General features: G+C 36.1%; 16 protein-coding genes. 7 read left to right on the top strand and 9 right to left on the bottom strand.

The genetic code is table 11. The features are described from left to right. Positions 1-100: 100 nt before the first annotated feature. The 4 genes from ACFX5U_RS04740 to ACFX5U_RS04725 form a co-directional block, all read right to left on the bottom strand. Positions 101-2,620, bottom strand: a complete 2,520-nt coding sequence (locus ACFX5U_RS04740; RefSeq protein WP_400262636.1) for a hypothetical protein — start codon at positions 2,618-2,620, stop codon at positions 101-103. A gap of 288 nt (positions 2,621-2,908) precedes the next feature. Then, positions 2,909-3,733 (bottom strand): DUF5694 domain-containing protein, encoded by an 825-nt coding sequence (locus ACFX5U_RS04735; RefSeq protein ID WP_400262635.1) that lies wholly within the window; start codon positions 3,731-3,733, stop codon positions 2,909-2,911. Positions 3,734-4,018: 285 nt separating this feature from the next. After that, complete coding sequence (locus tag ACFX5U_RS04730; RefSeq protein ID WP_400262634.1) at positions 4,019-4,666, bottom strand: flavodoxin family protein; 648 nt, start codon at positions 4,664-4,666, stop codon at positions 4,019-4,021. Positions 4,667-4,786: 120 nt separating this feature from the next. Continuing rightward, a complete protein-coding gene (locus ACFX5U_RS04725) occupies positions 4,787-5,770 on the bottom strand; it encodes an aldo/keto reductase (protein ID WP_400262633.1) in 984 nt (327 codons plus the stop codon). A gap of 395 nt (positions 5,771-6,165) precedes the next feature. On the opposite strand from ACFX5U_RS04725, the gene ACFX5U_RS04720 reads away from it, so the two are divergent. The 4 genes from ACFX5U_RS04720 to ACFX5U_RS04705 all read left to right on the top strand — a co-directional run bounded on the left by ACFX5U_RS04720 (position 6,166) and on the right by ACFX5U_RS04705 (position 8,997). Continuing rightward, the gene (locus ACFX5U_RS04720; RefSeq protein ID WP_400262632.1) at positions 6,166-6,858 is read left to right on the top strand and encodes a histidine kinase; all 693 of its coding nucleotides are present in this window, start codon (positions 6,166-6,168) and stop codon (positions 6,856-6,858) included. Further along, the gene (locus ACFX5U_RS04715) at positions 6,833-7,171 is read left to right on the top strand and encodes a sensor histidine kinase (RefSeq protein ID WP_400262631.1); all 339 of its coding nucleotides are present in this window, start codon (positions 6,833-6,835) and stop codon (positions 7,169-7,171) included. The genes ACFX5U_RS04720 and ACFX5U_RS04715 overlap by 26 nt, the downstream gene beginning before the upstream one ends. A 6-nt stretch (positions 7,172-7,177) precedes the next feature. After that, on the top strand, positions 7,178-7,930 hold the full coding sequence (locus tag ACFX5U_RS04710; protein ID WP_400262630.1) for a LytR/AlgR family response regulator transcription factor: 753 nt from the start codon (positions 7,178-7,180) through the stop codon (positions 7,928-7,930). Positions 7,931-8,127: 197 nt separating this feature from the next. Beyond that, complete coding sequence (locus ACFX5U_RS04705) at positions 8,128-8,997, top strand: helix-turn-helix domain-containing protein (RefSeq protein WP_280569878.1); 870 nt, start codon at positions 8,128-8,130, stop codon at positions 8,995-8,997. Between the two features lie 117 nt (positions 8,998-9,114). Here the strand turns inward: ACFX5U_RS04705 and ACFX5U_RS04700 are convergent, their stop codons facing one another. Together ACFX5U_RS04700 and ACFX5U_RS04695 are read right to left on the bottom strand one after the other, a co-directional pair. Continuing rightward, complete coding sequence (locus ACFX5U_RS04700) at positions 9,115-9,684, bottom strand: sugar O-acetyltransferase (protein WP_280569881.1); 570 nt, start codon at positions 9,682-9,684, stop codon at positions 9,115-9,117. 381 nt (positions 9,685-10,065) lie between these two features. Next, a complete protein-coding gene (locus ACFX5U_RS04695; RefSeq protein ID WP_400262629.1) occupies positions 10,066-10,728 on the bottom strand; it encodes an alpha/beta hydrolase in 663 nt (220 codons plus the stop codon). 545 nt (positions 10,729-11,273) lie between these two features. Between ACFX5U_RS04695 and ACFX5U_RS04690 the strand changes: the two genes are divergently transcribed. Then, the gene (locus tag ACFX5U_RS04690) at positions 11,274-11,828 is read left to right on the top strand and encodes a ferritin (RefSeq protein ID WP_235212356.1); all 555 of its coding nucleotides are present in this window, start codon (positions 11,274-11,276) and stop codon (positions 11,826-11,828) included. A gap of 110 nt (positions 11,829-11,938) precedes the next feature. Here the strand turns inward: ACFX5U_RS04690 and ACFX5U_RS04685 are convergent, their stop codons facing one another. Beyond that, a complete protein-coding gene (locus ACFX5U_RS04685; protein ID WP_400262628.1) occupies positions 11,939-14,131 on the bottom strand; it encodes an FUSC family membrane protein in 2,193 nt (730 codons plus the stop codon). 269 nt (positions 14,132-14,400) lie between these two features. Between ACFX5U_RS04685 and ACFX5U_RS04680 the strand changes: the two genes are divergently transcribed. Then, entirely contained in the window at positions 14,401-16,575 is a 2,175-nt protein-coding gene (locus ACFX5U_RS04680) for a DPP IV N-terminal domain-containing protein (protein ID WP_400262627.1), read from the top strand. Between the two features lie 64 nt (positions 16,576-16,639). Here the strand turns inward: ACFX5U_RS04680 and aroQ are convergent, their stop codons facing one another. Together aroQ and ACFX5U_RS04670 are read right to left on the bottom strand one after the other, a co-directional pair. Next, positions 16,640-17,062 carry a type II 3-dehydroquinate dehydratase gene (aroQ, locus tag ACFX5U_RS04675; RefSeq protein WP_038696676.1) on the bottom strand — a complete coding sequence of 141 codons (423 nt, stop codon included), beginning with the start codon at positions 17,060-17,062 and terminating at the stop codon, positions 16,640-16,642. Between the two features lie 21 nt (positions 17,063-17,083). Then, on the bottom strand, positions 17,084-18,730 hold the full coding sequence (locus tag ACFX5U_RS04670; RefSeq protein ID WP_038696674.1) for a hypothetical protein: 1,647 nt from the start codon (positions 18,728-18,730) through the stop codon (positions 17,084-17,086). A 197-nt stretch (positions 18,731-18,927) separates the two neighbouring features. Between ACFX5U_RS04670 and ACFX5U_RS04665 the strand changes: the two genes are divergently transcribed. After that, positions 18,928-20,352, top strand: coding sequence for a glycoside hydrolase family 125 protein (locus ACFX5U_RS04665; RefSeq protein ID WP_400262626.1), 1,425 nt, complete (start codon positions 18,928-18,930; stop codon positions 20,350-20,352). Positions 20,353-20,362 lie beyond the last annotated feature (10 nt).

Raw genomic sequence — 20,362 nt, 5'->3', positions numbered from 1 at the left:
TATTAATTTGAAACAACCGCACAAATTAATAATACAACAAGCTGATTGTCAGGTTAATATTTTAATAAAATATACCACACTAGTGGCCTTGATAAACGTTTTAGGAACGTTTTAAAATTTCTTTAAGGGATATAGGATAGGCTTCTCCATAAAGCTTAAGGTATTCTTGTGCAAAGCTTTCATAAGTTATTCGAGCTTCCTGATGCATACCTGATTTAGACATCAACAGACAACCTACATACATCGCTTCTTCATTCATCGGATTAAATTGCATAATCTTATTAGCAATCATGAGCTGCACATCTTCTTTTTCATTTCCTGCATCCATCACTTCCTGATAGCCGGTGTAGACCTCCGTCACAATTGTCGATACCTCGCTTTTATATTCATCCATCCATTCGTAATTCATATCCTCTAAAAAGCTTCCTTTTTGAACGATATCTGCGATGACCATCATTTTTTCACGAAAGTCTAATCTTGTATTTTTCGACACTGCTTTAAAATATGCATAATCGATATAAGCGTTATCCTCACCCAGTTTTATCGCCCAATAACCCGTTTCTTTAGAGATCTCGAGTCCAACAACATCCGAAAGAAGCGTTTTTAACTTACCCATATTGACCAATAGATTATTACGCGCACTTTTAGTAGATTTATCCGACCACAACAATTCATATAAACGCTCGGAGCTAATACCCTTTTTAGATGAAAAAGTATATAAGCAAATACTGAGAAATAATTGTCTAAGAACAGGAGTGAATTGACGAGTCACCTCCAATCCCATGTGATCAAACACGCGAAACGGGCCAAATAAATAGATGTGATTGACTACTTGTGGCTCAACATGTAATTCTGGTTCTATTTTTAAGGGTGAAATCAATTCTTTCTTATCAGGAGTATCCAATCTACTTGGTATCTTTTTTCTAATTCTCCACAAGAATGCCATTGAAATTATTACTCCACTCAAAAGCAATAGGAGAAATATCACACCTTTACTCATGAATGAACTACCACTGATAGAAACACGATCTAAAAACTGGGGAGGAAAATTAAGACTATATATTTTCACCTCCGTTTGTTCACCATTATCAAACAAAGTAACCGCCAAGAGTTTTTGAGAACGAGAGGCAAAAAAGAGATCCGAATAAGACTTAATATCACTAAATTTATACGGTATACTATCCTCAAGCACTTTAATATCTGTACCATCTAATCCACCACCTAAAAGTCGGATACTGGTGTCGAATACATTTTTCGTATGCATCAGGGTATAGAATTGCTGACCAACGATGACCATAGAATTACCAAAAATATATTCTTCGTCAGTCATAGGAAGGTTTGCAACCTTACGGATTGTGGCTTTTACAGGATCAAAATAGAGCAAATCATAATAATAATGTGGATTCAACTCCTGCTTACCTGACTTATTACCATATCCACCCAAAATATAAGCACCTTTATCAGTTACACCTAGGCTAGACAAATATCGAGGTGTATAAGCAGACTCCTTCAATATTACTTCCTGCCATTGACCATCTTTCATTGAAATTTTGGAAAGCTGATTTTTATAGGTAAAATATCCATAACCACCTAAGACATAAATTGCGGAATCAGACTTACTAAAAAATTTATTGGAATGCCAATAAGCAGTCGTTTGTCCAGTTGTATATCTTTTGCTCCAAGTTCGAGTTTTCTCATCAAAGGAAGTCAGTAACTGTTGGTCTGGGAAATAATTAAAGACCTGGTTCCCCTTACCAACATAAAGAGATTGATTGCCTGGCAAGAGACCCAATGGTCCATCAGCATATATTATACGTTCCTGTTTACCTGTTGCTATAGCATATTTAGTGATGTATTCATTGCCCACAATATAAAGGATTTCCCTTTCCTGATCAAAACATACACTTGCAGCTGGGCTCGCATAAAGTGTATTCGAAGCTAACCATTTACGATGTAAAGACTGTACCCATACTGGGTTAATAGCAATCGCCTTTTCATTTCGCAGTGTATCTAAAAGATTTCCTTCTTCCAGGAGTGTCCATTTATAGCGCTCTTTTCCCCCTTGATACAATTGAATATCTTTTACATAGATTGGTGGTACATCAGTAGTAGAGTACCTTGTCATATTGTTCGCACCAAAGGAAATCCGAGCTGCAATCTGTTTAGGAAACGACAGAGGAATATCAACTTGTTGTTCACCAATGCTAAAGTGCAAATTTCCTGATTTCAAATCCAACATAATATGCACATTGAGCCATTGATAGGGATCAAGTGCATTATTTTTCAATGCAATCGTATACTCTTGATCACCAACCACTAGACTTAACTTTCTATTTTGCGTACTATAGTCACGGCTGATTAAGTCTATATTATATTGATCGTTAAGGATAATCCGAAATACGTAACCAAAATAAGTCTCCTGACCTGGACGGTACTTCAATGCAAACTTCATATCAAATTGATCCTGTATGGAAAGCACATTTTCGCCAAATAATTCAAGTCCAGTTCGTTTATTCTGTACCTCTTCATGACTTACAAAATACAAACCCTGAGCATAACTAGATATTGTACCGATACCCAGCATCCAAATACATAACAACGATATTACTATACTCTTCATATTTTTATAGACTCCCTCTCCAACTTCGTTCAGCTCCCCTTCAAATCATTCCGACTTATATACCCACACAATATAACTTTTAAGCGAAAAATAGCTATCCTACCCTAGACAACTCGAATATCAAATTAAAAGCTATAAATAAAATGAATTTGATGACAATTGGTTCAATTACAGAGCTCCCTTCTTATCTGGATACTGTATTTTATATTCCATTTTAATAGTCTTTAAACTTAGATAATTTTGCTTAGATACACAATATAATTGTATTGATATTAGCATCAGATATGTCTAATCCTTTAAATAATCAAAAACATCATACAAAATATATTTAGGGCTTCTTTTCATCAATTCTTTCAGAAATGCCGTGTGCGTAGCTCCCATTAAAATGAATATTCGGTCCTTTTCAGTTACTTCAATTTGATTCAGATTGGAAAAAATAACTAAATTTCGATGGTAAAACTTGGCGGCCTCATCCGCCCCCTCAGCCTTACCTTTGGTCGAGACATAGGTGAGCAGATCTGCATTGGCATTGATTAGGAAATTCAAATATTCAGGCTGGTTAGTTCCTATCAACATATCCTGAATAGTCGGTTTTCTATCTAGTTTTTTAATATACTCTGACTCATGATTTTGCATCATTTTATAATAAGCTGGGAAAGTTATTGCGTCCACCTTGTTTTTTAAAGAATTAAACAGATCGTAATTGTATTCTTCTTTATAATCTATGCCATAGATGCGTTGCGTTCCTGCCAATCGACCTATTTCAAATGCTAACAATTCAATTTCATCAGGTCTCTCAAATTTCATATCAGGTTGATGAAGATACTTCTGATACGATTGCTCCAAATTATCCTGATTTTTCAAAAGTGATTCGACAATAAGAATTGTAGGTTTAAAAGCAGCCAATTTCTTTGCTATCTCATGAATTTCTTTAACATTATCCTCGTTATGCTCATCAAATTCAACTTTGCTTGCATCCGTAGTTTCCCCCATATGGAAAGTTCCCAAATTAAGAACAGGTATAGCATCTTTAAATTTTACATTCAATTTTTCCTGTGCTAAAATCATTGTTGACAATAGCACAAAGTTAATTATTAGCGTGAGCTTGGTCATAATTTAGGATTAAAGATGGCACCAGTTTTTGTATAGGCTCAAGTTAAAGAAATAATGTGAATCGCTAAAGCATGTCAATAAAATTAACGACTATTTTTTATAAAAATCAAATAGTAGTCTAGATGTAGATATTACAACAGCATAGAATGAAATTTTCAAAAATTTCAATGATAAAAAAAGCAGGAAATATTTCCTGCTTATCCAAAATAGAGCTTGAATATCATATCGAGCGCATCATATCCTCTTAATACTTTTTCTATATGATGTAACTATACGTTGTGTCCTCTAATTTATGCCTATTTTCATTAACCATTTTTTAATATTGGCCTGAACCTCCAATTCTTTATCCCCCTTCATCACCATAAATAACCCTTCTTTTTCTTTGCCCCCTTTTGTAGAAAATCCTTCCAAAATGGTGCTATTAGGGCATAATTGCTTTACCATTTCAAAACTATTCCCAATACCATAACCCGCATTGGTATTAAATGTGACGACAGTTTTTCCGCTTAAATCATATTGGTTCAAAAAACTTTTTATAGGTGGAGGCAACTGCATTCCCCAGGTCGGAAATCCAATAAAGACAATATCATATTGTGTTATATCGGAAATTATAGTTTTCAAAGGAGGCAAATAACCACTTTCGTTTTCTCGGGCAACCTGATCTACCGTAGTTTGATAGTCTAGGGGGTAATCTTTTATCAATTCGACAGCCACAAGATCACCTTCAACTTCTTGATGAATCATCTTTGCAATGGCCTTAGTGTTATTAGTACGAGATAAATAAACAATCAATATCTTCTTACTTTGCTTCCATTTATCCTTTTGGGCATGCGGTTTAGATCGATCATTTACGGTATCATTTGCATGAGTACAAGCCATCATCAGGAATAAACTTATACATATTAGTAGACCATACTGTGTTATTGCTTTCATCTTTAACTTATTTTAATAAACAAATATCCCCACAATCAACCTAAAGGTTAGTATACCCTTTACTGAAGTTACTACCATTATTACTTATCTAAACCCCTAATCCGTCGCCAATCTACCTTCCTATTTCCCTACCCTATTTTGCAGAGCCTCAGGATACCTTGCTCCCTGAATAGAAATTTTTGATGCTGCCAATTTAATCTGCTCAAGATCTGTTGTTGACAGTCTGATGAAAGCAGAACCGATATTTTCCTGCAAACGGTGTATTTTTGTCGTTCCAGGGATAGGTACGATCCATGGTTTTTGTGCCAATAACCAAGCTAATGCAATCTGTGCAGGTGTTGCTTCCTTATCGATAGCAATTGCTTTCAATAAGTCGACCAAGGCCTGATTCGCTTTTCTATTCTCTGGCGAAAAGCGAGGTACTATATTCCTGAAATCAGTAGGATCAAATTGTGTGGTTTCATTAATCGCTCCTGTCAGAAAACCTTTACCTAAGGGACTGAACGGAACAAAACCAATCCCGAGCTCTTCCAGCGTCGGAATAATTTCTCTTTCCGCTTCGCGAAAGAATAACGAATATTCACTCTGTAAGGCAGCTAAAGGTTGCACCGCATGGGCAATACGGATCGTCTCTGCTCCTGCTTCCGACAATCCCCAATGTCTTATTTTCCCTTCATCTATAAGATCTCGAATCGTTCCTGCAACAACTTCAATGGGTACTTTAGGGTCCACACGATGTTGATAAAACAAATCAATATAATCTGTTTTGAGCCTCTTCATGGACGCTTCTACCACGGCTCTTATCCGTGCAGGACTACTATCCAATTCTTTTTTAGAGTCGCCATCCTGAAACCCAAATTTGGTCGCAATCACGACCTTATTCCGAAAAGGAATTAAAGCCTCGCCTAGCAATTCTTCGTTCGTAAAAGGACCGTAACACTCGGCTGTGTCGAAAAAAGTGATCCCTTCATCATACGCTTTCTGTATCAAATGAATTGCTTGTTGCTTATCCGTAGCAGATCCATAGCCGAAGCTCAACCCCATACATCCCAGTCCCAAAGCCGAAACTTCAAGTCCGCTAAGTCCTAATTGTCTTTTTTCCATGTTTCTATTTTTTTATACATGAAAGATTCATTTTCTTTCACTACATGTTTATAATTACCTGTTATCTATCACTTGAATAGATTTTATGATTCAAAGTTCGAATATGCTTTTCACTACTCCTGTATACAGATTACGGTTTCCCTTACCATTATTACTGACTACAAGCCACTTAATATTATACTTACATCATTATGCATTCTTTTGTTTCAGAAAAAAATGCATGGGCCAAGCTAATAACCGCACCACTATTGATTAGGGTACACGGTATACTTCGATTAGATTTCGCTTTCATACTATATTTTTCGCTTTAGTTCGATTAGGTATTCCTTTTAGAAAAAGAAGATCGTACCTTTATCTTAGGTACTATTTTATTGTTGTACAAAATCGAATAAACATTGTTAACAAAATACAACTCATGGCAATTACTGCTAATAAGTGTCGCTGCTGCTATATTTGTTATATATCCAGATATCACCTGGTTGCCCTTTGAATTAAAAAATCTTGACGAATCAAGAAAAATGGCTCATATCATTTTTTTTCTGTTTCGTTATGCATTCTTTGTGTCATTGATTTTTTTATTGATCAAAACCAATTTAGCAAATCTTAAAACCTCCTCTTTCAAAAAAAGATTTGGATATAGCCTCTTGATTTCTGCTATTGCGTACGTTGTTTATGGTGGTATTTCAGTGTTACTCTTTACCAAGGTGAGGCATTTCGGAAGTTTTGTCCTTTTCCAATTCTTTGTTGTTTCCCTATTAAGTTCATTGATGGGACATATTATACAACTGTATATCGAAAGGAGGAAAAAAGAACAGCAGATTGAAGAACTTACAGTCAAAAATCTGGAAAGCCGCTATGACGCACTTACCAATCAGATCAACCCCCATTTCTTTTTCAATTCGCTCAATGGTTTAACCTCTTTGATACGAAAAAAGAATGATGAAGTCACATTGACCTATGTCAACAAGTTATCCGATGTATTCCGATACATCCTACAGAGTGATAAAAAAGGGCTTGTTACCTTAAGGGAAGAAACTAGCATTTGTAGATGCCTTCAAGTATATGATGGAAATCCGTTTTGCCAATAAGCTGGCATACCATATCCATATTGACCAAAACGTATTGGATTACACACTCCCCGTCCTCTCCATCCTTCCCCTGCTGGATAATATTGTTGTTCACAACACAATAGACAGCGACCATAAAATGGTTATTGACATCTACTTGAACGAGAATAATGAACTGGTTATCTCCAATCCGATTTATCCTAAATTAACAACAGCCAATACCAATGGTACAGGACTCAAAAATCTGGAGAGCCGATTTTTATTATTGTTAGAAAAGTCAATCCGGGTAGAAGATGATGGAAAGACATTCACCGTTTATTTACCCTTAAAGTAATTATTTATGCAGGTATTGATTGTAGAAGATGAAACTGCAGCTTACGAAAGCCTAGTTGAAATATTAAAAGAAATCGACCCTTCGATACAAGTTTTAGGAAATACAGAGAGTGTAAGCCAAACCATCAATTGGTTAAATACACATCCAGCACCCGATCTCATTTTAATGGACATTCACCTATCCGACGGATCTGCATTTTTGATATTTGATCATATCCAAATCGAAGTACCCATCATATTTACAACAGCTTATGATGAATATGCCATCGATGCATTTAAAGTCAGCAGCATCGGCTACTTACTCAAGCCCATAAAATCAAGTGATCTCGAGCGAGCGCTTCAAAAATTTAAACGGTTTTCCCAAAATGATCTGGTTTCTTATATCACAAAGATCACACAATTGGCTCCTACTTCGCAGTACAAAGACAAACTCCTTATTTCCGTCCAGGACAAGCTACTTCCTATTGATTTACAAACTGTTGCTTTTTTTTATACGACGGATAAGAACACCAGCATTTATATAAAAGATGGCAACAATTATCGCTATTCGAGAACACTCGATTATATCTTTACGACTTTAAATCCGACAAAATTTTACCGTGCCAATAAACAATTTATTATTGCCAGAAGTTCAGTTCAGAGCATCACGATCTGGTTTGATAATCGTCTCCTTATCACACTTGACATAGATACTCCCGAACGTATTTATATCAGTAAAAACAAAGCATCGGATTTCAAAGAGTGGATAGTTAGTGGATAAAATCGTTTTCAGTAACCAATTTTTCGTTTTCCTCCCCTTCCATATATTGACCTTAACTAATTTCCTGATGTTTGTTGATATCTATCGGGATAGCTTATTATAGGTCTTGTCAACTTCCACACTAGGATCGAATAGCTATGGAGATTAGATATCTATCTCAAATGGCAAAAATTAATCAAATAGTAAATGTCAGTAACATGAAAACACTCACTCATCTAAACACCGTTTCTGCATTCAATACTTTCAATCAATTTGAAACTCGTCATCCACTCGTCAATATCGTAGACTGGTCTAAGGCGATAGTACGTCGAGACAGTACTGTGCATTTAAATCTATATTGTATCGCACTATCTGTTCTTGACAATCATGAAGGGCAATTAGCGTTTATTGCTCCTGGACAAGTTATCGGAATAGAGCATAATACTGCTGAAATTAAAGGCAAAGGACATGCACTTGTATTCCACCACGACTTAATAACAGGAACGTCTCTTGCAGAAAAACTGAGCGCTTACTACTTTTTCCATAAAGACTGTCATCAGATCATACAATTATCAGAACGGGAAACAAAAATTGTTGCCGACTGCTTTTCTAAAATCGAATATGAATTGAGTCAATCAATAGATAAGCACAGTAAAAAATTACTGACTTCGAATATTGAACTGTTCCTAAATTACTGTGAACGTTTTTACGATCGTCAATTCATTACGCAGGAAAGTCTGAATCAAGGTATGGTGAAAAATTTCAATGATTTGCTTAACCAATATTTCTCATCTGAAGATCTCATCGAAGTCGGAATACCTTCCGTTGCCTATTTTGCCGAAAAACTGAATATATCAGCGAATTATTTTGGAGATCGGATAAAAAAAGAAGCTGGAAAATGTGCCCAGGAATATATCCAAAAAAAAATCGTAGCTGAAGCAATAAATAAGATACATGACCGAAGTAAAACTATCAATGAGATTGCTTACGAATTAGGCTTCAAATACCCACAACATTTTTCTCGATTTTTTAAAAAAAATGTTGGAATCAGTCCAAATGAATTTAGAACTGCAGGGTCGGATTACTAAATCATAAAACTTGTACGTTCATCTGCAAATAAGAAAAATGAACGTACTATTTATCCGCAAGTATAACAACCAGCATTCATCAGCTTGAGAAAGTCTTCCTGCATAAGAATAAGGCAATCATTCGGTAATCTTTTTTATAAATTTAGCAGGTATACCACCGACTACTACATTATCTGGTACATCCTTTGAAACAACTGCCCCCGCAGCAACCACCGAATTTTCCCCAACTGTTACTCCTGGCAATATTGTAGCCCCCGCCCCTATCCAGGCTTTACGCTTGATGAGGATAGGTTTTGTAACTAAAGCGCTTCTGTCAGCTGGATTTAAAGGGTGGTTTTCTGTAATGAGATTTACTTTAGGACCAATTAATGCTCCGTCCTCAATCGTTATCCCCCCCATATCTAAGAAAGAACAGGCATGGTTAATAAAAACATTTTCCCCAATCGAGATAAAACGTCCAAAATTAGTATAAAATGGAGGAAATATAATGGTGCTATCGGCTACTTTTGTCCCGATTATTTCACTCAAGCAATTGCGTAATTCATTGGTATCTGCTGAACTATTAAGTTTTTGAGATAACCTGATTGTGTTATCAACAACCTCATAGATTTTATAGTAATCAGGATCACTTAGGCTTACTTGTTCCCCAGCTTTAAGTCTGTCAAGAATGTCTCTTTTGGATGTCATGCTTATGTTTAATTTATAGATATAATAAAGTTAACAATTAAACGGCATATGGACAGTAAAACACAACAAAGCAGTATTAGAAACTGTATATTTCTGAATTCGATATTAAAAAAACAAAGTTTACCAACTGATATCGGGTTCAACGCAACATCAATCTGATATAAACATCGTTTGATTTATTACAAGAAGATTCCGAAGAATTTTGATTTCAGCAGCGCAGCTCTTTCTGCAGCTAGTTATTTTGATTGCTTTTCAATCCAATTAAGCATTAACAGACAGCCAGGTGCATAAACGCCTCCATGATCAAAACCTTGCAATTGATACAATTGTATATTAGGGTGTTTTAAATTTTCTAATACAGCAGCCAGATGGGCATTCTCTTCATATCTCGCAGGCAATTCCAACTTTGGATCTCCAGTAATCAATAGAAACCGGTGGTGCATCGTTTCTAGCAAAGGTCAATGGGGCATACTGATCGATAATTGGAATTTCCATCGATTGTCCTCGTTCTTTCTTAATGGTATAATGCGTATTGGTTTGCCCACTGATCGGAGCCAGTCCCTTAATGCGATTAGCATCTATATTATACTGTTTAAGGTATGCTTTATCCAAACCAACCATCAATGCCAAATACCCACCAGCAGAATGACCTGAAACATAGATTTTTGAAGGGTCACCCCCATGAGATGCAATATGATTAAAAGCCCAAGCAACAGCTGCCGCAGCATCGTCAATATAAGCCGGACCCTGTACTTTCGGACTTAGTCTATAATTAACTGCGATAACCGCTACTCCTTTTTCTTTAAGCTCCAATGGAATGAATTTCTCCCCTCCTTCTAGTCCTCCACCATGAAACCACACAATGGTAGCAAAATTGGGTTTACCCTGCGGAAGATAAAGATCGAGTTTACATCGCTCTTTTTTATACGCATCATTTTCATTTTTTTCTCGGTAGGATATATCCTTTATCAAGGTATACTCCTGCGCTGAAGCAGAAAATTGTGCGAAGATTAAAAAGAGAATTACAATAGTCTTATGTAGCATTTGGTTTTAATTTAGTAAGGTTATATGCTAAGATACCAAAAAAATAAAAACAGATCAGTAAATTTTCATAGAGACTATTATTTCAGTATTTCTAACGTTAGCGGAAAAAATGTTTTTATATCAGCACATTAAGACTCCTAAAGTAAGAATATGTTCCCTGTTCTTCAGATTAATATTCCGCAGATATTTACGCTAAAAAGCAAAGGAGATAAACAAATCGATAGATAATTAAAACCAATCGAATGTGAACTATCAAAACAATCTGATGGAAAAATTTTAAAATAAAGTAAAGCTTCTATAAAGCAGTCTGAAGGGATAAAAAATGCTGTTAAAAGTTGCTCAAAATTGTAGACAAAAGAACACGAATCATATTTATTGATTTTATTAAACAATGGGAATCAATAATTGCTAAAAACATTTATACTATCCAATTGTTACTTGATAAAGAGCCTGAATTTCTAACTTTCATGCTTTATTGAGGTTATATTTCTTTAACATTTCACCTGGATTTACACGGTAAATTTGAGGTACTAAATCTTACAATAATGGCAATTAAAACAGATCGATTATCAAAAACACTTTGTAAAGCTTTAAATGAACAAATCACACTGGAAGCCTATTCAGCACAAGTATATCTAATGTTAGCCTGTTGGGCTGACGACAATATGCTGGACGGCGTCAAATCTTTTATGATGAAACACTCTCAGGAAGAGCGCGTACACATGGCGAAAATCATCGAGTATGTACAAGAAAGGGGAAGCTCGGTGAAGATTGATGCAATCAAAAAACCAGAACCAGAGCCTAAAAACACCTTGGAATGCTTTGAAATGGTTTTGCAACAAGAGATTGAGAATACCGAATCGATTTACAAAATCGTAAATATGAGTATGAAGGAGGGTGATTGGGCAACTTGGAACTTCCTACAATGGCTAGTCAATGAGCAACGTGAAGAAGAAAAATTAGCATTGGAATTATTGGATAAAGCAAAACTTGCCGGAGGCAAAGACATGACAGACAATGCACGCTTTGAGTTGAACAAACTAATTGGCAATACCGGACAAGAATTTCCTGTAGCCGATCATATCAATCCACTCGCATAACGATACAAAACACAATAAAGGTAGCTTGAAAAGTAGACCGAACAAATAGCTTTTTTTGATCCATCTAAATATCCCGCTACCTTTATTTCTAATTTTTCAGAAAATCTAATTTACCGCTTCGACAATAATGATATATCCAGAGAGGTATGATACAATTTTTCAACTAGGTCCAGCATCAACTCCAACTGCTCCCTGACCAATATGCCTTCACCTACATCATCATGACCAGGTTTTAACCGGTTAGACTTTAACCCCATACCATCCCAAGTATCTGTTGCAAACAATGCATATGATTTCTTTAATTTCGAAAGAATCTTATTCATCAACCTTTCATGTTCATCCTGAAAACTCAAGCCAGATTTATGGTCTAACATATTGGTAAAGGCCATCGCATATGAAATCAATTGATGCGTAAAAATCGAAAAGTCGTTCAATTCTTTAGTAAAAGGACGTTGATAACTCGGTTCATTCACTATTCTTTCATTCAAGGCATTTAATTCTGCTAAACTTAAGTACACTTCTTTACGGGCAAACTTATAATCTGCAAGGTCTATCCCATCACCAGAAAACGTTCTAAAGCTAACAGATAAGAAATGTAAATTAGCGTGTATTGCCTTCTTCAAATAAATATGAACAGAATCGCTCTCCCACGTAGGAAGAATCAGATGAAAAGCTAAAAAAGAAAGCACACATCCTATAACAGTATCTATCAAACGTTCTTTCAATAAGAGCACCCCAAAATCATTTACTCCCGTAAAAAAGTAATACGCAATCAGAAAAAAAGCGGTCAGAAAAAATGATCCATAGACGTACTTACTGCGCAAAAAAGTAAATGTCAGCAGCATATAGACTAACATCACAGCCAATAACATAAAGGCATTAGTTATAAAATAGATACTTAACAACCCTAAGATCCCTCCTAAGAAAGAACCTTTCAGTCGATCGATACTTCTTTGCTTACTTAAACTAAACCCTGGTCGTAAAATAACAATAATGGTGATATAAATCCAAAAACTATGCTGTGTTAAAGCAAGGTAAGCCGGAAAATAAACCGGAAGTGCCTTTGTAATCACAAATGCGATTAACATCACTATAGCGACACGTAGTGAATGTCTAAAAATTGGAGATTTGATATTCAAATGAGCCTGTAAAGCTGGCCAAGAAAACGTACGTTGTTTAAAAAATCTTTCCTTATGTAACAGTAATTTAGAATGATCATCCACATCTCCCGATTTAGATAGTATGCGATGTATTTCCCTAATTTTCTGCATTACATAACGGATATTGACGAGAATTTTCTTCAGGACGATTGTCGTACTCTGCTCCTGATTTTCCAATGAAACAATTTCCTCATAAGCTTTATCCCATTGTCCTGTAAATTGTATCGGATATTTTGGTGATTTTAGTAAACTTATAGCGGTAGAGAGCAGCTCCAATTCCTGGGCACAACTTACCAACAGATCCGGAACCATTTGATAGACCTTTGTATGTCCATATTTTTCACGAATCTGATAATAATCATGATGTGAGGCATTTATTCGTTCGAATAATTCCATCAACGTAGCGAAAATAAAAGTGAGTTGCTTATACTGATCACTGGCAAATTGTTTCTCTGTAGCCGCAGAGAACAAGAGCTCCCGTACATTTTCTTGACGTTGATTAAGGATAACATTCACCTGAATAACACGTTTGTGTGTCTTTGCAATGGCAGTAGTAGCATCAAAAAAATCAGCTTTAACCCTTAATAAGAGACCGATTCGATATGCACATTCAGCCAAAACCTGCTGACTGACCCGATAAGGTCTTAAGTAACGCACCAACAATACAAACAACATATACCAAATTGCACCAGCTGTCAACAGTAAAGCTTCCGTAATCGGATGACTACTTTCATGCGTAAGTGTCAAACTAAAGAATAGCGCCAGTAAACAAGAAGCACCTATCCCCATTGCCCTAATTCCAAAAACCGTTAGCATGCAAGCAGCAAAAGAGAAAAAAGTAATAAATAACCCTAAAAACAAATCTGAAAACGGGAGAATACGAGTGAGCATACTCATACAAAACACGACAACAACAGTGATAAGCAAAGATTTACGACGTTCTCGGTAGGGACCTACCAAATCTGGTGTACTCGCAATGATACTACCTATGCCTAACGTTACACCATAATGCAATTGACCAAAACAAGTAAATATAAGAACAGGAATTAGGACAGCAATGGTAATTTTTAATCCTTCATGAAACGGTTGGCTATTGATGAAAAACCGAGTCTTTTGCCATACTTTTTCTATACGTTCACGCAATGTAGGTTATCTTATTAAAGTGGATATTAAGCGATAAAAGACTAAACACATGTTAATCGTTTTACTTTCGCAAAAGTACCAAATTAAATATTACAAAAAGAAATTATCATTTGGCAGATAGTTTACAAATAGAGGTAAAACATATATATAATATTGTTTTTAATCGAAATTCAATATCTTACTCCCTGTAAAAAAGTTGTGTTTTATCTGGAATATGATAAATAGTCAAAAGAAAACAATAATTTTAGGCACTAAAAATTTTTATAAGCATGAAAAAACTCACGCTACTTTTATTATTAGCAAGTTCAATGGCTTACGGCCAGCGCAACTTGAACATAGAAGAGACAGTCTTCGGACCCCGTACATATGCACCTACTGCCCTTGTTAGCAGTAATTGGATTCCAAATAGCAATAACTTTAGCTATTTAGACAAGAGCTATCAAAATTTGGTGCAAAAAAGTGCCAATGGCAATGGTACCGAAACAATTATAATAAGTAAAGATGATTTACAATCTGCTTTAAAAGCAAAGCTTCCAACAGAGCAAATTAATTTGCAAACTTTCCCAAGTGATTACCAGTGGGAAGACTCCAATACCATTAATTTTACACTGCGCACAAAACTATCCTTGTATCACATCGCTTATGATGTTAAAAATAAACAAGTCGTTCATGCACTACAGTCTGACCAAGCAGGTAGCAACCAAGAATATGCTGCTAATTACAGTAAAGTTGCCTTCTTAATTGGGAATAACATCAACTTAAAAACTGCTGATGGCAAATTAACGGCAGTAACAACAGACACCACCGATGGCATAGTCAATGGTAGCGACAATACACATAGACAAGAGTTTGGCATAAAAAAAGGTATGTGGTGGAATTCGCAAAATGACAAGTTGCTATACTATCGCAAAGATGAAACCATGGTGAGCAAATATCCATTGATCCAATGGGATACACGTGTGGCTTCTGTCAAAGATATTCGTTATCCTATGGCAGGAATGAAAAATGAAGAAGTTACTTTAGTAATATATAACACAAAGACAGCTGAAAAAGTAACCCTGGCGATAGGTGAACCACGTGATCATTTTTTAACAGCAGTAACATGGGATCCCTCTGGACAAAGTATCTACGTTGGTGTACTGAACCGCGAACAAAATCATCTGAAGCTGAACCAATACAGTGCTCAAGATGGTCGTTTTATCAAAACATTATTCGAAGAAACGGCTTCCACTTGGGTCGAACCACAAAATGATCTTCTATTTTTACCCAATAACCCAAAACAGTTTCTTTATCAGTCTGATAGAGAAGGGTTCAATCAATTGTACCTGTATAATACAGACGGTAAATTGATAAAAAAACTAGGTCATGAAAATCTTATCGTACAGCAATTAGGTGAATTTTCACCAAAGGGAGATAAAATTTCGTATACCGGTGTTACCAATGATGGTCTAGACCGTCAACTATTTGAACTGGATATCAAAACGGGAAAAACGACACAGTTGACCCAAGTTAGAGGGACGCATAATGCGAAATTAAATAGTGATGGTACGTATGTATTGGATCAATACAGCAACCTAACAACACCCAACATTGTACAGGTAAAAGGTATAAAGACAGGTAAAGTTGATCAAGTAATCTCTTCCCCTAATCCATTTTTAGGAAAAGTCAATCCGCCTAAAATCGAATTTGTGACATTGACTTCTGCAGATGGTGCTACTCCTTTAACAGGACGTATCATTTATCCAAATGATTTCGACCCTGCTAAAAAGTACCCCGTCATGTACTACCTATACGGAGGTTCTCATTCGCAACTGGTAACCAATAAATGGTTAGGTGGTGCTGGTTACTTCGATATGTATATGGCACAACAGGGCTATATCGTATTTACAATGGACAATAGAGGTACCGATGCAAGGGGGCGTGCATTTGCAACCGCAACACATCGCCAATTGGGACAAGCAGAAATGGCCGATCAGATGAAAGGTATTGAATACCTAAAATCGAAGTCATTTGTAGACCAAGAAAAAATGGGTATTTTCGGATGGAGCTTTGGGGGATTTATGACAACTTCATTTATGATCCATCACAACGACATCTTCAAAGCCGCTGTAGCTGGAGGTCCGGTCATGGATTGGAAATACTATGAAATCATGTATGGAGAACGTTATATGGATATGCCTCAGGAAAACCCAGAAGGTTATCAGTTGACATCGCTTATCAATAAAGCCGACCAATTGAAGGGCGATCTTTTGATTATTCATGGTGCACAAGATCCGGTTGTATTGCAGCAGCACAGCATGGAGTTTGTAGAAGCTTGTATCAAAGCGGGGAAACAAGTTGATTATTTCCTATACCCTACCCATGAGCATAATGTTTCAGGTAAAGATCGTATTCATATGTACGAGAAAATAGCCAAATATTTTGATATTCATCTTAAAAAGTAAAAGACAATCGCATAAAAAAACCTCTTGATTTAGTTATCAAGAGGTTTTTTTATTTCACTATATATCAACGTGCTAATAGCGCTTCTAAGCCTAATCGATAGCTATCTAGCCCAAAGCCACAAATCACCCCTACACAATTTTTTGCAAGATAGGAATGGTGCCTAAAAGCTTCCCTAGTATGGACATTAGAAATATGCACCTCTACAACGGGAGTATTGATAGCAGCAATGGCATCTGCTATTGCGACAGAAGTATGTGTGTAAGCCCCTGCATTGAGTACAATGCCATCAAATTCAAAACCTACTTCATGCAATTTATCAATAATAAATCCTTCTGTATTACTTTGAAAATAATGCAGTGCGACAGATTCATACTTACTTTTTAACGTTGAAAAATAGCTTTCAAAATCTTGCGCTCCATAAATCGACTTTTCGCGTACGCCTAATAAGTTGAGATTAGGACCATTGAGGATTAATATTTTTTTCATCAATTATATATTTTTCAAACCTTAAAAATCTCTGTACATCGATCTAAAGCTCGAACGAAGACCAATACTAAACACACCAGATTTATTTGTAACTGGAGTTTCATATTCAATTTTTTGATAACGTTGCGTATAGCCAAGTTCAAATCTCAAGTTATATTTAGGATTCAACACATAAGCTGCTTTTGCATCCGCATAGACGACTTGACTTTTGAGTCCTTGCCCAATATGATTACCATATTTATTTGCAAAAGTACGATAAGATTGAAAAATATCACCGCCCATATTCGAGCCGTCCTCTAAATCCAAGCCTTTTTCATTATAGTTGAGTTGTGCCGAAAAATCAAATCTTTTCCAAGCATAATTCGCGATACCGACCACTTCTCTAAAGTTGGCACCTAAAGGATGCGCCAATGGCTCAGCATTATTACTATAATTTGAACCCGAATCAAAATGCGCATAGGTATAAGGTCTCGCTGTATTATATTCAACTAAAAAGTTTAAGTTTTTAACGTCAAAAATATCATAGCCCCTTACACCCAACTGTGCTCCCCATTTGTTATGCACATAACCTTTTCCCGCAAAAAACTCCTTTGCTGTAAATTCTCCTAGTAAGAATTGTCCATAAGCAGTTACATTTTTAAGTACTTTATATTTAGAATTCAATCCCAAAAACATCTTATCAGGCGAAGAGGAGTTATTTGACTCCACAGGGCGTAAGAACATCACTGGATTGATATAGGTGAAATCAAAGCCTCTTTTTCCAGCAGCATCTTGGTTAGCCCAAGTGATCGACTGAAAGAAACCTACCGAAAATCTGTTTGTCACATTGTAGTCAATATACTGAAAAACACCCCATTTCTTTCCATCACCATAACGCTCTGTTGCTCCCATATCATCCGCTCTTTTATTGGTCGGATCGTTCATATAGGCCCATACCGAAGTATATTGAACATTCCCGATTGTTCCCGTAAATTTCAAATGCGTGTAGTTCGAAGAAAAATCAGATAATAACATCGAACGATAACCGTCACCGATGAAGTTCTTATCATACGCTACAGTTGCCTGAAAATGCTTGCTAAAATCATAAGTCATACTAGCAGTAGCATTCATCCAATCTTTCTTATTGTTCGACTGGTGTTTAGTATTTCCCTCACCAGGTATCACTTTTCTATCATCGATATATTCCGATAGGTATTCTGGAAAAACAGCTTGGTTCTCAGTTGCACTCGTATAGAATGTAAATTTATCGCCTAACGTAACACCAGCTTGAAAACCTCTTGAGTTCATCCAAGTATTGCGCTTATCCCCTAATCCGTCTTTCCCAATGATCATATCGGGCAATAAATCGGCATAAAAAGTATAATCTTCTTTCGCCACTTCGATTAGATGTTCATTAAATAGCTTACGCATAAACCAGTTATCTGAGGCTACCGGCTGATTCGATTGAATAGAGTCGAACTTTACCAATAATTCATCCTTAAATAGAAATGGTTTAGAAGAGGTATGTAATCGCGTATTTGGCGAATACAAAACATCATTCATTTTTTGAGAAAATTGATAGGAATAGGGCTGATTCTTAATTTGTGCATGCACTTCATCTTGAGACAACATTCCAAGCGAGATCACTCCAGCTATTGCTAAATATTTTAATGACCCTTTTTCTTTCATGAGATTTTTTTAAACATTAAAAAGAACAGCAAAATCCATTCCTAAAAACAAAATAACGGTTTTTTAAACTTATAACAATTACTAAATATAAAATAATCATGCTAAAACGTATTTGCTTTCTCTTTTAACGTTTTTTTATTACCTTGCCTTTAGTATAGAACCAGTATGATAATAAATAACCTTATTGATATTTAACAATGAAACGCAGAACATTCATTCAAAATTCAGCCGCATTGGGTGCTGGATTATTTGCGAGCAAAGTATCTTTTGCAACGATGCAGACTTCATTCCCCACGGTGCGTACTCCCCTAGGTAAGCGTCTATTCTCCAGTAAAGCTATTGAAAATACAATTGCAACATTTGGTAAAGCGACTACAAACAAAGAATTGGCATGGCTTTTCGGGAACTGTCTTCCAAACACTTTAGATACGACTGTATTTCCATACGTCGAAAATGGCCGTAATTACACCTATGTAATTACAGGTGACATAGACGCCATGTGGTTACGAGATAGTAGTGCTCAAGTGTGGCCGTACCTAGCTTTTATGAAAGATGATAAAAGTCTCAAAAATCTGATTTCGGGTTTAATTCATAAACAAAGCAAGTGCATCAACATCGACCCTTATGCAAATGCGTTCTATAATGATCCAACAAAAAAAGGAGAATGGTTCAGCGACCATACGGACATGAAACCAGGGATTCATGAGCGCAAATGGGAAATCGATTCTCTTTGTTACCCAATTAGACTTGCTTATCACTATTGGAAAGAAACAAACGATGATAATCCCTTTAATGAGGAGTGGGAAGCAGCACAAGAAAAAATTTATAAAACATTTGTAGAGCAGCAGCGTAAAGAAAATTTAGGTCCATACAAATTTATGCGCGACACACCTCGTGGATCGGATACCCTACAAGTGGATGGATATGGATACCCTGTTAAACCTGTTGGCCTAATTTGTTCCAGCTTCAGACCTTCAGATGATTCTACTGTATTTTCTTTCTTGATTCCTTCTAACCTTTTTGCCGTAGTCAGTTTAAGACAATCTGCAGAGATTTTAAGAAAAGTAAAAAATAATACGACTTTAGCCGCCAAAATGGAAGCTTTAGCTAATGAGGTAGAGACGGCTGTTCAAAAATACGGAATAATAAACCATCCACAATTTGGTCAAGTATATGCTTTCGAAGTTGATGGCTTCGGTTCATTTTTGATGATGGATGATGCCAATGTACCTAGCTTACTTTCGTTACCTTACTTGGATGCTGTTAAAGCAGAAGATCCAATCTATCAACGCACACGTCAATATATCTTATCAGACAACAATCCCTTTTTCTTCAAAGGTACTGCTGGAGAAGGTATTGGAGGACCACATATCGGTCGTGACTTCATTTGGCCAATGTCCATCATGATGCGTGCCTTTACATCAATTAATGATCAAGAAATCGTAGATTGTGTTAAAATGCTGATTGCTACACATGGAGATACAGGTTTTATGCACGAATCATTTCATAAAGATGATCCCAAAAACTTCACCCGTAAATGGTTTGCATGGCAAAACACTTTATTTGGAGAATTAATATGGAAAATATACAAAGAAAAACCATCTTTGCTTAAACAAATATAGTTTACCTTAT

Source organism: Sphingobacterium sp. SG20118 (assembly GCF_044740685.1).
Lineage (GTDB): Bacteria > Bacteroidota > Bacteroidia > Sphingobacteriales > Sphingobacteriaceae > Sphingobacterium.
The sequence above is the reverse complement of the archived record's forward strand: the minus strand, read 5'-3'. Positions and strand labels throughout refer to the sequence as shown.